Raw genomic sequence first — 16,042 nt, 5'->3', positions numbered from 1 at the left:
TTTATTGATGATTGAAATAAAGAAACAACAAAACCAACTATTATTAAGCGGTGAATTATCACGTAAAACCATTAATAATGTATTCGAAAAAAAAGTAGCACGTTTACTTTCAAATGAAATTGAACAGGTGGATTTGTCTGCAGTAACCAATGTTGATACAGCCGGTTTAGCCTCATTGTTATTGATATTAGAACAAACAATTAAGCAAAGTCATTCTATTCACTTTACTAATATCCCTCAGGAATTACTTAACTTAGCAAAATTAAGTGCTGTAGATAAGTTCCTGCCAATCAAATAATCTTTGACTCCCCTCAGACAGTCGTTTCACTTAGGGATATTTGAGGTTATAATCCTAGTAATTTATTTATTGGGAGAACTCAGTGGAAGTTTCTGAAATTGAAAAGTTGATCAACGATGCGTTAACGTTAGATGAGCTTCATGTTAAATTTGATGGTTCACAGTGTACAATCATCGCCGTTGCTGATTTTTTAGGTGAACTCAGTCGCTTGAAAAAGCAACAGACAGTTTATGCACCGCTTGCACAAGTGATTAATGAAGGCATAATACATGCCGTAACAATCAAAACATTTACGACTTCTGATTGGAAGCGTGAAAAAATGTTTAACTTACCCCTTTAATTTCAGTTAACTAAAAGAAGAGCCCTTTGGACGCATTTAAAATTATTGGCGGTAAGCCAATGCAAGGTGAAGTCACCATTTCCGGCGCAAAGAATGCTGCCTTACCGATACTGATGGCAACATTGCTTTCAGAAACTCCGATAAAAATCACTAATGTACCTCGCCTTAATGATATTGAAACAACGATTAAACTCTTGTCTCAATTAGGGGCAACAGTTGCTTGGACTGACGAGAATAGCCTGTTAATCGATGCAAGTAACGTCGATCAACATAAAGCGTCTTATGAACTTGTAAAAACCATGCGAGCCTCTATTTTGGTATTAGGCCCATTATTAGCAAGGTTTGGTCATGCCGAAGTGTCTCTTCCTGGGGGCTGTGCAATTGGTGCTAGACCGGTGAATTTGCATATTCATGGTTTAAAGCTCATGGGAGCTGATATTGACGTTGAAAATGGTTATATCGTCGCGCGTAATAATGGCCGTTTGCAAGGCGCGAATATTTTCATGGATACTGTGAGTGTTACCGGTACAGAAAATTTAATGATGGCAGCGGCATTAGCTGAAGGCGTCACCGTTATTGAAAATGCTGCGCGTGAGCCTGAAATAGTTGATTTAGCCAATTGTTTAAATGCAATGGGAGCTAAAGTTTCAGGAGCGGGTACTGATACCTTAAGCATTGAAGGTGTCGCTCGGTTAACTGGTAGCGAATATAGCGTGATGCCAGATCGTATTGAAACAGGCACTTTTTTGGTGGCTGCAGCGGTTACTCAAGGTAAAGTAAAATGTTTGAATACGGATCCAAGCGCGTTAGATGCAGTGTTAAGCAAGTTACAAGAAGCCGGCGCAGAAATTACTACTGGTGATAACTGGATCGAATTAGCGATGAATAGCAAGCCAAAAGCGGTGAATATTCGTACCGCTCCACATCCTGCTTTTCCTACCGATATGCAAGCGCAATTTGTGACCTTGAATGTTATTGCACAAGGGACTGCCACTACAACAGAAACGATTTTTGAAAACCGTTTTATGCATGTCCCTGAGTTGCAACGTATGGGAGCAGATATTACCTTAGAAGGTAATACGGCGATTACGAAAGGGGTTAATAGTTTAAATGGTGCGCAAGTAATGGCGACGGATTTAAGGGCTTCGGCGAGTTTAGTTATTGCAGGTCTTGTTGCCAAAACAGAAACGCAAGTAGATCGTATTTATCATATTGATCGTGGCTATCAGCACATTGAAGATAAACTACAAGCTTTAGGGGCAAATATAACTCGCATTAAAGCAAGTTAAGCTTAAGAGAAAAGACTGTTGTTTAAGTGTTAAATAATAAAACCGTATTATATCAATACGGTTTTTTATTGTTTATTAAAAAGAACGAGCAACTATCTGTAATAGCGTGATCAAAACTTTAGCTTAAGTTCAATTATTTCAATCAGTTAAATCGGTCTTTTTTCAAGAATTGTCACATTAATATCAATGGATTTTTTATTGCGGTAAACCTTAAAGATTAATTCAGTTCCCGGGTTGGTTTCAGCGACAATATCGAGCGCTTGTGTTGTACTTTCAATCGGCATATCTGCAATTTGATAAACAATGTCACCCACCTGTAAACCAGCGGTAGATGCTGGGCTGTTTGGATCAACAGCAGCAATGGTAAATCCTTTCGCATTTTGATTGTAATTTCTTGATACTATGCCTAACCATCCTCTAATTACACGGCCGTGTTTAATTATTTTTTGCATCACTTTATATGCGAGCTCATAGGGTACAGCAAAAGAAATTCCTTGAATATCTTGGTTAGGATTTAACTGACTAAACTTTAATGAATTTATGCCCACTAAAACGCCATTTGAATTCACTAATGCACCACCAGAATTACCTTGGTTAATTGCCGCATCAATTTGTAAGAACTGTAAATAACTCGTATTACTTAAGCCACTTCTACCCGTAGCACTGATAATACCTTGTGTGATCGTTTGCCCTAAATTTAAAGGGTTACCAATAGCAAGCACAACATCACCGGCTAATGATTGCTGATTAATATTTTGTGGAATAACAGGCAAGTTACTCGCATCTACTTTTAATACGGCTAAATCAGTATAAAGATCATAACCGATAACTTCAGCATGAAACACTTGACCACTTTGTAATAACACATTGATAAGCGTAGCATTTTGCACAACATGGTAGTTTGTTAATAAATAACCATCGCTGTCCATAATAACCCCAGAGCCTAAGCGGGTTGTTTTTCGTTGAGAATGTGCGTAGTTAGGGTTGGACTGTACTTCTTCGGAATAAATATTAACTACGGCAGGGCTTGATGCTTGAACCGCTTTAGCGAAAGAGATAGCAGGCTCATTTTGGTGACTCGATTGAAAAATATTCCACCAACCAGTATTACCATCACGTAATTCGGGAATAAGTAAAAGCATCACAACTGCGATGATTACTCCATAACTTGCTGAGTTTAAAATATATTTTAATGCGTTTAGTATGTTCAAAATAGTAGTGCTATCGAAAAAATATAATGCAGATTAACATAAATTATTAAGAACCAAAAAAATAGATATAAATTATTTAAAGCTTGATAGTTTATAAATGAAAAGCGGCTTACTGATTAAGCCGCTTTGAGAAAAGGTATGTAATATTAGACTTAGTGTCTTGTTATGAGGTTAAATTAATTATCGAATTCGAATAAATAAATTGGTGTTCCCTCGAACAATATTTAGTAATGAAATACCTTTATTATCTTTTAAATAATCACGAAGCTCCGCGATATTTGTGACACGGTGTCTATTAACGCCACTGATAATATCGCCTGCTCTTAAACCTATCATTGAAGCTGGTGATTCTGCTTCGACAGATTTAATGGTCACTCCAAAGCCTTTGTTGTTATTTTCTAATTCTGCTCCTTCAAGCATTCTATGAATACTGGCAGGTTCGACATTCGCGGTTTCTGACTTTTTCAACACAACCGAGTAAGTTTCTTCGTCACCATTGGCTTTAATTACGCTGAGTTTTACTTCATTTCCAGCGCCAATTGAGCCTATTTTGCCACGTAATTCACTAAACGATTTAATACGTTTACCGTTTACTTTAGTGATAACATCACCCGCTTCAATACCGGCAGCTTGTGCAGCAGAGTCTTCAACAACTTGCTCTACAAAAGCCCCTTGTGCACCTTCAAGCTCCATCGCTTTAGCAAATTCACCGGTAACACTGCGGCCAGAAACACCTAGCACGCCACGACGTACTTCACCAAACTCAATAATTTGATCAACTAAGCTTTTCACCATATTACTTGGGATTGCAAAGCCGATACCGACATTACCGCCATTAGGGCCAATAATCGCTGTGTTAATACCGATTAATTCACCACGTAAATTAATCAAAGCACCACCAGAATTACCGCTATTAATAGCCGCGTCAGTTTGAATGAAATCTTCAAAGTTATCGGCATTTAACCCGCTTCTACCTAGTGCACTAACAATACCTGATGTCACTGTTTGACCTAAACCAAACGGGCTGCCGATTGCAACGGCAAAGTCACCGACTCTTAATTTATCCGAGTCTGCAATACTGACTTCTTTTAAATTTTTTGAATCAACTTGTAAGAGGGCGATATCACTACTTTCATCAGCACCTATTTTTTTTGCATCAATTTGTCGACCATCTTTTAAGGTGATTTGAATTTCATCGGCTTCTTTAATAACGTGATTATTTGTAACTATATAACCTTTGTCGGCATCAATTATGACTCCAGAGCCTAAGCCTTGAAATGGTCTTTCTCTGGCAGGATTTTGTTGACGAGGGTTACCAAAGAAAAACTTAAATGCGTCGGGAACATTTCTTTGTTGTACTTCATGTGTTCCACGAACAGAAATAAGGACAACCGCAGGTGTCACTTCTTCCAACATGGGAGCTAAACTTGGCACTTTTTGGCCACCCACAGAGAAAGGCAGGTTGGCATGAGCAGGTAAACTTGATAAAGCCAAACTACTAGTAAGTAAAACACTACTAATTAAAACTGACATTTTATTCATATGTAAGGACACTCCAAAAGACATTAATACAAAAAAATATAAATACTCAATTAAAGACTTTAACCTGTGAACTAAGTTCCTAGTTTTCAATATTGCTATTTGTAACAGTTTGTTTCTTATCGGCAAAAAGGCCACTCGCTTCACCAGAATAATCAAGTGGTGCTTCGGTAACTTCTCTATCACCCTTGCGCTCTTCTCTGTTATGTCTCAGAGCAACGGTTTGTGCTAATTGTTCTTGTGTTTCTTTAGAGAAAAAAGGCATAGTCTCATTTTCTTTAGGGGTTGCTTTTTGTAGCAAAATGGTACTTTTTTCCATTTGCTCCATCGCCTTTTTGCACGTACTGTTCATTTGTTCTAATAATTGTTTCGAATGATCTAAATGTTCAGCGACATCAACTTTATATTGTGCAAGTGATGCTTCACTGTGATTCACTTTTTCTGCAAGCTTTTGATTTTCTTGATTAGAAGCTGATAGTGTTCTGCTTGTAAAAAAGCCTACTGCTGAGCCAATAACAAAAATAATGATTCCAATAACGATATCCATAAGCTTTTTACCTTTTATCTTGTTGGGGAAAATTGTATTCACATTAAAAATTGGTGAAAATAGAGGTTAACACACTGTTTTTGTTTTTGCTTGTGGGTAAACTTCTATTCTTATTGTTAAATATGTATGCAAATATATTTTTTTCAAGCATAAACAAACCTAAATAATAGATAATATTTCACTCATGATTACGCTTTCACCACTTGAAAAATATAGAGAAGATCTTACTCGTGACGATTTTCAATATGACGCCGCTCAAGAAAATGCGGTAAAAAACTTACAACGGTTATATGAATGTTTACAAAGCAAGCCTTTGCCGGTGACCGGCTTTAAAAAAGTACTTAATCGTTGGAAACGAGTGGTAGCTAAAGCTGAAATAAAACCGGTTCAAGGGATTTATTTTTGGGGAGGCGTTGGTCGAGGAAAAACGTATTTAGTTGATACTTTTTATGACTGCTTGCCTTTCAATAATAAAATGCGGGTTCATTTCCATCGTTTTATGCACCGAGTTCACCAAGAGTTAGAAGGCTTAACTGGACAATCTGATCCGTTAAAAATTATTGCTAAGCGCTTTTCAGAAGAAACCTGCATTATTTGTTTTGACGAATTTTTTGTTTCTGATATCACAGATGCGATGATTTTAGGCACCTTGTTTGAAGAACTATTTGCCCATAATGTAACGTTAGTGGCAACGTCAAATATTATTCCTGATGAGCTTTATCGTAATGGTTTGCAACGCGAAAGGTTTTTACCCGCTATCAAATTAATCAATGAGCATTGTGATGTCATTAATGTTGATAGTGGCGTTGATTATCGATTAAGAACTTTAGAGCAAGCAGAAATTTATCATGCTCCACTTGATGATAAAGCTGATGAGAATTTACATCGTTATTTTGAACAACTCTCAATAGATGCTGGCATGAAGAATAAAGCGATTGAAATAAATAATCGCCAATTAGCGACGGTTCAAGCGTCGGATGGTGTAGTTCATTTTGAGTTTTCTGAATTATGTGAGTCAGCGCGAAGTCAAAATGATTATATGGAAATCAGTCGTTTATTTCATACGGTGTTAGTGGCAAATGTGACTCAAATGAATGTTGATAATGATGACGCCGCCAGAAGGTTTATTGCTATGGTTGATGAGTTTTATGAGCGTAAAGTCAAATTAATTATATCTGCCGAAGTGGTGATGGAAGAGTTATATACGACGGGCGGATTAGTGTTTGAATTTAAACGTTGTTTAAGTCGTTTACAAGAAATGCAATCACATGATTATCTTGCAACAGAGCATTTACCTTAAAGCTCATTAAAACGATTAATGCGCCCTTTAACATTGAAATAACACCGAGTCAGCGCGGTGTTTTTTTATGCCAATTTTTTAGTGGGTGCTATATCTTGTGTTTTTATTGATTTAGATCGCAATATATAGTGTTTTGGCTTTAGCCCTTTTATTTTTTCAGTAAGATGCAGAAAAAATATAACAATAAAAGGGAAATGTATGCCGTTAACGAAAGAAAAACCTATTCACCATACTCTACACATGCAAACTGCGTCGATAGATATTTGGGATAAAAAATATCGACTAAAAGATAAGCATGGTACCCCCCAAGAAAACACCATTGAGGAAACATTTGCGCGCGTTGCGAGTGCACTTGCCGATATTGAAAAAACAAATAATCAATATTGGTATGATAAATTTCTCTGGGCATTAAAATCTGGGGCTTATCCTGCCGGTCGTATAATTGCCAACGCCGGAGCTAGTGAATTTAAACCCGCTACATCAACGATAAATTGTACAGTTTCTGGCACTATTGATGACTCAATGACAGGGATCCTTGCCAAAGTACATGAGTCTGGACTCACGTTAAAAGCCGGATGTGGTATTGGGTATGAATTTTCAACCTTAAGGCCGAATGGTGCTTATGTCGCGGGGGCTGGGGCACGAACATCAGGGCCAATGTCGTTTATGGATATATTCGATAAAATGTGTTTTACGGTGAGTTCGGCCGGTGGTAGACGTGGCGCACAAATGGGAGTTTTCGACATATCCCATCCTGATGTAAAAGACTTTATTTTGGCGAAACGTGAAGATGGGCGTTTACGGCAATTTAATTTGTCATTGTTGATCACTGATGACTTTATTCAAGCGGTGAAAAATGACGCTGACTGGCCACTTGTTTTTCCTATTTCTCAACAAGCTCTCAATGCTGAAAATATTGTTCTTTCGGATCAAAGCAAGATCCTCTTTCGTGAAAATTACTTTGAAGATGATTATCTGAAAAAGCATGACTATATTCTCAATGAAAATGGCTTAATTGCGTGTAAAATTTATGGTCATATTCCTGCGCATCGTTTGTGGGATATGATTATGAGCAATACGTTTGACTATGCTGAGCCGGGATTTTTATTAATTGATCATGCCAATGAATACAATAACAATTGGTTTTGTGAAAAATTGCGCGCCAGTAACCCTTGTGGTGAACAAATATTACCTCCCTATGGTGCATGTTTATTAGGGTCAATCAACCTAGTTAAATTTGTCGATAAACCTTTTACTGAAGCAGCTCAGTTTAATTGGTATAAATTTAAAGAAGTTGTACAGGTATTCACACGCATGTTAGATAACGTTGTGGAAATTAACGGCCTACCTTTAGCGCAACAACAACAAGAGATTTTAAATAAACGTCGCCATGGTATGGGGTATTTAGGGTTAGGTTCAGCGTTAACTCTTTTAAAAATACCATACAATAGTCAGCAAGCAATTGCTTTTACTGAAGAAGTTTCTAAGGTTATGGCGATAACTGGCTGGCAAGAAGCACTAAATTTGGCAGAAGAAAAAGGTCCTGCACCCGTTTTATCTCAAACCTTCAGTGTCACAAAAGAAATGCTGATCAAACGACCTGAAATGGCCGAAGATGGTTTTAACGTCGGGGATAAAGTAAAAGGCTCAGTGTTACATGCTAAATATAGCCGTTATATGCAAAGAATTGCCCAAGAAGATCCCGAACTGGTTGAGGCTTTAGCTAAAACCGGTGCGAGGTTTACCCATCACTCATCTATCGCGCCAACGGGAACGCTAGCATTAAGTTTAGGCAATAATGTTTCTAATGGTATCGAGCCAAGTTTTGCTCATGAGTATCAGCGCAATATCATTCGAGAAGGAAAAAAATCTAAAGAGTCTGTTCCGGTGGTCAGTTTTGAACTTTTAGCATACCGACATTGTATTAATGAAAGTGCTGAAGTGTATGGTCAAGATGAAGAAAATAAATTACCTGATTACTTTATTGCGAGTGAAAATATTACGCCCAAAGAGCATGTTGATATTCAATCAGCTGCGCAATATTGGATTGACTCCTCGATTTCAAAAACGATTAACGTACCTACCGATATCGACTATCAATCATTTAAAGATGTTTACCTTTATGCACACGAAAAAGGTTTAAAAGGGTGTACAACATTTCGTTTTAATCCTGAAGTACATCAGGGGGTTTTAGTTAAAGAAACTGATTTAGCCAATGTCGAATATCAATTTACGTTAGCAGACGGCTCTAGTATTACCGCCAAAGGCAATGAAGAAATAAGGTACGACGGTGAAGTACACACAGCTGCAAATTTACATGATGCCTTAAAAGAAGGCTACTACGGTAAATTATAACTTTTAAAAAAAAGAGAAATCATCATGCAAGAAATTAAGCAAACGATAACGGCGGCTAAAGTAAACACGCCTGAGACGGAACCGAAGAATAAAATAGTAGAAACGTCAATTAAGTTAAATGAAACCGTTAAACGACCTGAAATGTTAATCGGCTCAACGTATAAAATTAAGCCGCCCATTTCTGAACATGCACTGTATATTACGATTAATGATATTTTATTAAATCAACATACCGATGAAGAAATACGCAGGCCATTTGAAATATTTGTCAACTCAAAAAATATGGAGTTTTATTCTTGGGTTGTTGCCTTAACTCGGGTTATTTCTGCGGTATTTAGAAAAGGCGGAGATTGCACATTTTTGGTTGAAGAATTGAAAGCTGTGTTTGATCCCAAAGGTGGTTACTACCAACGAGGTACCGGCATCTTTATGCCATCGGTAGTTGCTGATATTGGTTATATCATTGAAACACATTTAAAAACGTTAGATATGTTGCCAGCCAGTGAGATTGATACTCATCAACAGGCGTATATCCAACAAAAACAAGATGCCGCTGCAGATCAAGCCATTGTAGATAACGGTTTTCCTAGCTCGGCCAGTAAATGTAATAAATGTTATCAAAAAGCTGTCGTACTTTTAGATGGTTGCGCAACGTGCTTAAACTGCGGAGATTCTAAATGTGGGTAAGCAAAAAAGTAAGTGGTGAGAGTTAGTTAACCCAGTTAGACATAAATTTTCAGAAAAACTAAAAAGATTAAAAAATATACGTGATTTATTTTGTTAGCTTCTGTATAATGCGCGCTCCCTGACGTTACAAATGTCTAATATCCCCAAGATACTAGACGATGGACTCGATACTCGAAGGGGTAATGGCGTAGTCTTTTAACTGACAACCATACAGGTTGTTTTTTAGTAACATTTTAATATTGGGTTTTTTAAATGAAAACTTTTGTAGCAAAACCAGAAAGCGTACAACGCGAATGGTTTCTAGTGGACGCTGAGAATAAAACTCTTGGTCGTATCGCTACCGAAATTGCAACCCGTTTACGCGGTAAGCATAAGCCAGAATATACACCTCACTGTGATACAGGCGATTACATCGTTGTTATCAATGCAGAGAAAGTTAAAGTTACTGGTAATAAAGCGAAAGGTAAAATTTACTACTCGCATACTGAATTCCCTGGTGGTCTTAAGCAAATTAGCTTTGAACAGTTAATTGAAAAAGCGCCAGAGCGTGTGATTGAATTCGCAGTAAAAGGTATGTTACCTAAAGGTCCTTTAGGTCGTGAAATGTACCGCAAGCTTAAAGTGTATGCTGGTGCTGAGCACAAGCATACTGCACAACAACCACAACTTTTGGAGCTGTAAGCAATGGCTGATAATCAATATTACGGTACTGGTCGTCGCAAGAGCTCAACTGCTCGTGTGTTTATGAAAGCTGGTAACGGTGCAATTACAATTAACAAACGTGACATTTCTGAATATTTCAGTCGTCCAACGGCTCGTATGGTTGTTCGTCAACCATTAGAATTAGTTGAAATGTTAGAAAAGTTTGACTTTAACATCACTGTAGTTGGTGGTGGTATTTCTGGTCAAGCGGGTGCTATCCGTCACGGTATTACTCGTGCATTAATGGAGTTTGACGAATCATTACGTAGCGGTTTACGTGCTGCTGGTTTCGTTACTCGTGATGCTCGTAAAGTTGAACGTAAGAAAGTTGGTTTACACAAGGCTCGTAAAAAGCCACAATTTTCAAAACGTTAATCTTTATATATACGTTATTCAAAAAAACCGACTTATGTCGGTTTTTTTTTGCCTTAAATTTACGGTTTTTTATTAATACTAATAAGTAGTTAAAAATTAATATTCGAGTTAAGCGCTTACATGGTTTGAGTTTTAAGATAACTAAGCTAAGGTTAGATTATGAAAAATATTCTCACCAAACATCTACTCTCAATTGGGCTATTGGGAGGTTCTAAATGAAACATCGTCTAAGTTTCGGTTATTTCAAAATTCTCGATGACAATATTCTTGAAGTTGTTGCTGATGAAGGTGTTGAAATGACCTTGGAGATGATCGAAGAGTGTCATCAATTTGTTGAATCACATTTTAAAGATGGCTTTGGCATGTTAGTTAATCGAGTGAACAATTATACTTATTCATTTGAAGCAAAATTAAGTATTGCTTCATATGAACACTTAAAAGCGATTGCTTTTGTCTATTACTCAGCTGAAAGTAAGAAAAGCACGGAAGATTTGTATCAATTACGCGCTTTTGATGAATGGAATTTTCAAGCGTTTTCAGGCTTAGAACTCGGTTGGCAACAAGCGTTTGATTGGTTACAACAAGAACTCATTAGTGTAAAAGTAAATTAGCACAAGACGCTATATTAAAAGAAAAGCTGCTAAGGTAAAAATTAGCAGCTTTTTTATTGGTCGAGATTAGTTAACTTTAAAGTTGTGCAAAACAGCGATCGGCAGCGGCTAATGTTTCTTCAAGTAGCTCGTCAGTATGTGCCGTTGATAAAAAGCTTGCTTCAAAAGCTGAAGGGGCTAGATAAATACCTTCTTCAAGCATTAGGTGGAAAAAGCGTTTAAATTTATCGCCATCACAAGCTGTTGCTTGCGCGAAACTGGTGATTTTTTCTTCTTCAGTGAAAAAGAAACCGAACATGGCGCCAACATAATTAATGGAAAGTGACACACCATTACGTTCAGCAGCAGCTTTAAAACCCATGGCTAATTTTTCTGTCGCTTTAGCAAGTTGCTGGTGTTTATCACCTTGGCAAAGTTCATTTAATGAAGCTAAACCTGCCGCCATGGCAATGGGGTTGCCTGATAATGTTCCTGCTTGATATACAGGACCAACTGGCGCAATGTAATCCATTATGGCTTGTTTACCGCCAAAGGCACCAACGGGCATTCCCCCGCCAATCACTTTACCTAAGGTTGTTAAATCTGGTTGTATATTATAGTGGGCTTGTGCGCCGCCTAAAGCGACACGAAACCCTGTCATTACTTCATCAAAAATAAGTACCGATTTATATTGATCACAAACTTCTCTTAGGCCTTCTAAAAAACCTTCAACAGGTGGAATACAATTCATGTTTCCTGCTACAGGTTCGACGATAATACAGGCTATTTCATCACCAAGTTCTGCGAAAACCTGCTTAACTTCTTCAATATTGTTATAGCTTACCGTTAGAGTATGTTTAGCAAAATCTTCTGGAATACCTGGCGAATTAGGCACGCCCATGGTTAAGGCACCAGAGCCTGCTTTGACTAATAAAGAATCTGCATGACCATGATAACAACCTTCAAATTTAAGGATTTTGTCACGGCCAGTATATCCACGTGCTAAACGAATAGCGCTCATGGTCGCTTCAGTGCCTGAGCTAACCATGCGTAATTTTTCCATCGAAGGTACAATTTCGCGTACCTTTTCAGCCATGGTAATTTCCAGCGCTGTTGGCGCGCCGAAACTTAAGCCGTTTTGAGCGGTTTCAATCACAGCGGCCAAAATTGCAGGGTGGTTATGCCCTAAAATCATTGGTCCCCATGAGCCGACATAATCTATGTATGCTTTATCATTTTCGTCATAAACATAGGCGCCATTTGCGCGCTTGATAAAACAGGGAGTGCCACCTACGCCATTAAATGCACGAACAGGAGAGTTAACACCACCAGGAATCACTTCTTGAGCGTGATTAAAAAGTTGTTGAGATTTATTCATTATAGTTATGCCTTACTTCATTTTTATCGACTTAAATAACTTTATTTACAATGACTAAGTTATTTAAATGTTCTTATTACTGTGCCAAGTGATAGGTTTTTCATATTGAGTTAATTTATCTTCTACCCCTAGAGTTAATGCAAATAATGCCATTCGAACTAACACACCATTTTGTGCTTGCCTAAAAATAGCTAAATTGTCTAAGTCATTTAAATCGGTATCTAACTCATTTGCTTCAGGACGAGAATCGCGTGGTAAAGGATGCATGATCACCGTATGATCTTTACAATATTGACGGTATATTTCTTTATTTAAACTAAAATGACCACGATATAAATCAGCTTCGTCGGGGCTGGCAAAGCGCTCTTGTTGAATTCGCGTTTGATAGATCACATCGCAAGCTAAATTGCCTTCAATCTTGTCGGTTAAAGTCACTTTATGACCGGCATTCTCTAACGTTGAAATAACATTGTCGGGCATTTGGAGTTCATTTGGCGCGATCATGGTGATATTAACGTCATTATATAAACTTAACAGTTTCGACAATGAGTGCACGGTTCGGCCATGTTTTAAATCCCCCATCAATGTGATGTTAATGCCATCTAACGTTTTATTATGAGGGGTCATTTCAGATTGTATGGTAAATAAATCTAATAATGCTTGAGTAGGATGTTCATTTGCGCCATCGCCACCATTGATAACAGGAACATTACTACCTTGTGCAAACTCACTCACCGAGTGCATTTTCGGATGACGCATGGCAATAACATCCGAATAACCACTGATCACTCTGGCCGTATCAAAAAGTGATTCGCCTTTACTTAATGACGAATTTTCTTCCCCAACAGTTTCGCGAACAAAGCCACCTAATAAATTGAATGCTGCGCCAAAACTGACTCTTGTCCGAGTACTAGGTTCAAAAAATAGATTATTTAAAATTGCGCCTTCTAAAACATGGCAGCGCTTTTGACGCATCGCATAAGGAGCCATCTGTGCCGAAACAGATAAAATTTTTGAAATGGCTTCACGATCAAATTGTGAAACAGAGAGAATATGGCTACCTTGAAAGGTCATCATGGCTTATTACCTGTACTATATTTTTGAATACCTAACAAAAAAAATATTTTGTTAGCTATAACCATTTATTTGCGCGGTAATATAGCACATTTGAAAATTTATTAGCACGTGAACTCGTTTAAAAAGGTTTAAGATAAACTAAAAATATGACCGCAAATAAAATGAGTACGGGGGCTTCATTAAAAATTCGATAAAACTTTCCAGAACGCTTGTTTTTATCTTCCTTAAAGGTTTTTAATAATTTAAAGCAATAACCATGATAAATTAATAAACCAATCACTAAGCTTATTTTTATATGTAACCATTTAGCACTGACAAACCACTCGTAACCATAATGATAAATAAGCGCGATGCCTAGAATGACCGTTAAAAAAGCAAAAGGCGTCACAAAATACAGTAAACGTTTTTCCATGCCTTTTAAGTGTTCAATTACTTTAGGCTCATCACATTCTGCATGATTAACAAAAAGACGAGGTAAATAAAAAATACCGGCAAACCATGCAACCATAAAACTTACATGTAATGCTTTGAGCCAAAGGATTGTCATACCGCTGTTTTTCCTTCTAATAAATAACGTCTAATCTGTTCAAAAGAAACAATGCCTAAAATATTTTCTTTATTATCTTGGTAAATATATACCCCACCTAATCTATCAGCTACAAGCGCAAGGTAAGCTTCAGCTAAAGTGGCCTGAAAGTCTAAGGGAATAAGTTTATGTTCGACAATCTTATCATTCACGGTTAATTCAACGGTATCGTTATTGACATCTTGTGAGTGACTTTCTGAGGACGGCACAAATTCATGCCAAGTAAACAAATGCTCAGAGTTGTTATCTTTGCTAATGACGAGCTTTTTACCTTGTGTTGCTTCGAATGTTTTTGTAACTGTTTGTGGTGATGAGTCCATTATTAAAGCAATGTTTTCTTGCATCACCCCTAATACCCCGATACGTTGCAATGACTTTTCAATAGGGGGCTTACGGTATAATAATTTTTGTACTTCCAGCTGCATAATAATAATGGAACGGTTTTTTAAAAACTGTCCCGAGACGACACATGCAGATGTGATTGCGATCATCGCGGGTATGATAATTTCTATTTGATTGGATAATTCAACAACTGCAAGTAATGCTGCCAATGGAGCATTTAGAGTCGCCGCCATAAATCCGGCCATGCCCATTAAGGCGTAATCGGTTGCAATATGTTGTCCAGGTAAGTAAGTCATTGCAATCGTTGAAGCACAAGTACCTGCAATAGCGCCAATAGCGAGAATAGGGCCAATAATACCACCAGGAATCCCTAATCCTAAGGCCGTTACAGTCATTATCATTTTGGCAATTAATAAGCCAAGCAATAATTGAAAATGCTGTTCATAGGCTAAAGAAAAATTAACCGCACTGATATCGGTTCCCATTGCATAAGGGATAAAGAAGCCTAATCCCCCCGTAATAAACGCGGCTAGTAACAAGCGAGGAATAATATGATAATTACCTGAATATTTTACTAATAACGTTAAATATCGATTAAAAATAAAGGCTAGCACTCCAAGAGCCATACCTAGAATAATAATTAATGGGTAATGGCTGATAGTTAGCTCTATCTTATTAAAGTAATCTAAGTTGTGAGCCGGTCCAAAAAAGTTTTGTGTGATTAACGAGCCAACAATGGCGGCAATCATCACTGGAATAAAAATATGAACTTTATATTCGCGTAATATTACTTCCATTACGAATATTACCGCAGCTATTGGTGTATTAAAACTAGCAGAAATACCGGCTGCGATACCACAGGCACATAAAGTTCTAGTGGTATTAAATGATAATCTTAGCAAACTGCCAATATAGCTACTACAGGCGGCACCTAAATGAACGGCTGGGCCTTCACGTCCGACTGAAAACCCCGATGCTAAAGCAATCACCGTCCCAACAAATTGGTGGATGGTATTTCTTAAAGGAATAATGCCATGAGCGACTTTTAACCGATGTAAAACAAAGGGGATCCCGGTTCTTAAATAACGATAACCAGTAATCCTTGAAAAGATAATAATAAGGATTGCGCCAATTATCGGTAAATCAAAACGACTTACCATATCTAAACTGGTATAATCGTCTAATTGGTTCAGATAGAATTGTTGTAAACCTTCAATACTTAATGTAAACAATATCACTAACAGCGCGGAACATGCCCCACCAATAGCCGCAAGCAAGCATAATTGCCAAGAAGTTCTGGGCAATGATAAATGTTTTCTTAACGGGGTTAATGAGATCATATTAGGCTTAATTAGTTACAGACAAAGTCAAATATCAGTTTTTTATTTCATGGATATCATAATACGTTACAAATGAGTTGGTTAGC

General features: G+C 37.5%; 16 protein-coding genes. 9 read left to right on the top strand and 7 right to left on the bottom strand.

Going from position 1 to position 16,042, the window contains the following annotated elements:
• Positions 1-7: 7 nt before the first annotated feature.
• From Q4493_RS03225 to murA, 3 genes are all read left to right on the top strand, one after another.
• Complete coding sequence (locus Q4493_RS03225; RefSeq protein WP_303449570.1) at positions 8-298, top strand: lipid asymmetry maintenance protein MlaB; 291 nt, start codon at positions 8-10, stop codon at positions 296-298.
• An 82-nt stretch (positions 299-380) separates the two neighbouring features.
• Entirely contained in the window at positions 381-638 is a 258-nt protein-coding gene (locus Q4493_RS03220; RefSeq protein WP_303449365.1) for a BolA family protein, read from the top strand.
• 26 nt (positions 639-664) lie between these two features.
• The gene (gene murA, locus Q4493_RS03215; RefSeq protein WP_303449364.1) at positions 665-1,927 is read left to right on the top strand and encodes a UDP-N-acetylglucosamine 1-carboxyvinyltransferase; all 1,263 of its coding nucleotides are present in this window, start codon (positions 665-667) and stop codon (positions 1,925-1,927) included.
• Between the two features lie 146 nt (positions 1,928-2,073).
• On the opposite strand, the gene Q4493_RS03210 is transcribed toward murA, so the two are convergent.
• The 3 genes from Q4493_RS03210 to Q4493_RS03200 form a co-directional block, all read right to left on the bottom strand.
• Positions 2,074-3,069, bottom strand: a complete 996-nt coding sequence (locus tag Q4493_RS03210) for a trypsin-like peptidase domain-containing protein (RefSeq protein ID WP_303449362.1) — start codon at positions 3,067-3,069, stop codon at positions 2,074-2,076.
• A gap of 249 nt (positions 3,070-3,318) precedes the next feature.
• The gene (locus tag Q4493_RS03205) at positions 3,319-4,680 is read right to left on the bottom strand and encodes a Do family serine endopeptidase (RefSeq protein WP_303449361.1); all 1,362 of its coding nucleotides are present in this window, start codon (positions 4,678-4,680) and stop codon (positions 3,319-3,321) included.
• A 79-nt stretch (positions 4,681-4,759) separates the two neighbouring features.
• Positions 4,760-5,224 carry a YhcB family protein gene (locus tag Q4493_RS03200; RefSeq protein ID WP_303449359.1) on the bottom strand — a complete coding sequence of 155 codons (465 nt, stop codon included), beginning with the start codon at positions 5,222-5,224 and terminating at the stop codon, positions 4,760-4,762.
• A gap of 184 nt (positions 5,225-5,408) precedes the next feature.
• Between Q4493_RS03200 and zapE the strand changes: the two genes are divergently transcribed.
• The 6 genes from zapE (at position 5,409) to Q4493_RS03170 (ending at position 11,254) form a co-directional block, all read left to right on the top strand.
• Positions 5,409-6,524, top strand: a complete 1,116-nt coding sequence (zapE, locus tag Q4493_RS03195) for a cell division protein ZapE (protein ID WP_303449357.1) — start codon at positions 5,409-5,411, stop codon at positions 6,522-6,524.
• Between the two features lie 198 nt (positions 6,525-6,722).
• Positions 6,723-8,879, top strand: a complete 2,157-nt coding sequence (locus Q4493_RS03190) for an adenosylcobalamin-dependent ribonucleoside-diphosphate reductase (protein WP_303449355.1) — start codon at positions 6,723-6,725, stop codon at positions 8,877-8,879.
• A 24-nt stretch (positions 8,880-8,903) separates the two neighbouring features.
• Entirely contained in the window at positions 8,904-9,566 is a 663-nt protein-coding gene (locus Q4493_RS03185; RefSeq protein WP_303449354.1) for a hypothetical protein, read from the top strand.
• 252 nt (positions 9,567-9,818) lie between these two features.
• Positions 9,819-10,247 carry a 50S ribosomal protein L13 gene (rplM, locus tag Q4493_RS03180; protein WP_303449353.1) on the top strand — a complete coding sequence of 143 codons (429 nt, stop codon included), beginning with the start codon at positions 9,819-9,821 and terminating at the stop codon, positions 10,245-10,247.
• A gap of 3 nt (positions 10,248-10,250) precedes the next feature.
• Positions 10,251-10,643 carry a 30S ribosomal protein S9 gene (gene rpsI / locus Q4493_RS03175; RefSeq protein WP_303449351.1) on the top strand — a complete coding sequence of 131 codons (393 nt, stop codon included), beginning with the start codon at positions 10,251-10,253 and terminating at the stop codon, positions 10,641-10,643.
• Positions 10,644-10,858: 215 nt separating this feature from the next.
• Entirely contained in the window at positions 10,859-11,254 is a 396-nt protein-coding gene (locus Q4493_RS03170) for a hypothetical protein (RefSeq protein WP_303449350.1), read from the top strand.
• A 76-nt stretch (positions 11,255-11,330) separates the two neighbouring features.
• Here the strand turns inward: Q4493_RS03170 and hemL are convergent, their stop codons facing one another.
• From hemL to Q4493_RS03150, 4 genes are all read right to left on the bottom strand, one after another.
• Entirely contained in the window at positions 11,331-12,611 is a 1,281-nt protein-coding gene (gene hemL, locus Q4493_RS03165; protein ID WP_303449349.1) for a glutamate-1-semialdehyde 2,1-aminomutase, read from the bottom strand.
• Between the two features lie 63 nt (positions 12,612-12,674).
• Positions 12,675-13,688, bottom strand: coding sequence for an aspartate carbamoyltransferase (locus tag Q4493_RS03160; protein ID WP_303449348.1), 1,014 nt, complete (start codon positions 13,686-13,688; stop codon positions 12,675-12,677).
• Positions 13,689-13,806: 118 nt separating this feature from the next.
• Positions 13,807-14,235, bottom strand: a complete 429-nt coding sequence (locus Q4493_RS03155; protein ID WP_303449347.1) for a CopD family protein — start codon at positions 14,233-14,235, stop codon at positions 13,807-13,809.
• Positions 14,232-15,956 carry a chloride channel protein gene (locus Q4493_RS03150; protein ID WP_303449346.1) on the bottom strand — a complete coding sequence of 575 codons (1,725 nt, stop codon included), beginning with the start codon at positions 15,954-15,956 and terminating at the stop codon, positions 14,232-14,234. Before Q4493_RS03150 ends, Q4493_RS03155 begins: the two co-directional genes overlap by 4 nt.
• Between the last annotated feature and the right edge of the window lie 86 nt (positions 15,957-16,042).

It is taken from the genome of Colwellia sp. 1_MG-2023, assembly GCF_030546755.1.
Taxonomy (GTDB): Bacteria; Pseudomonadota; Gammaproteobacteria; order Enterobacterales; family Alteromonadaceae; genus Thalassotalea_H.
This window is presented reverse-complemented; position numbering and strand designations above follow the sequence as displayed.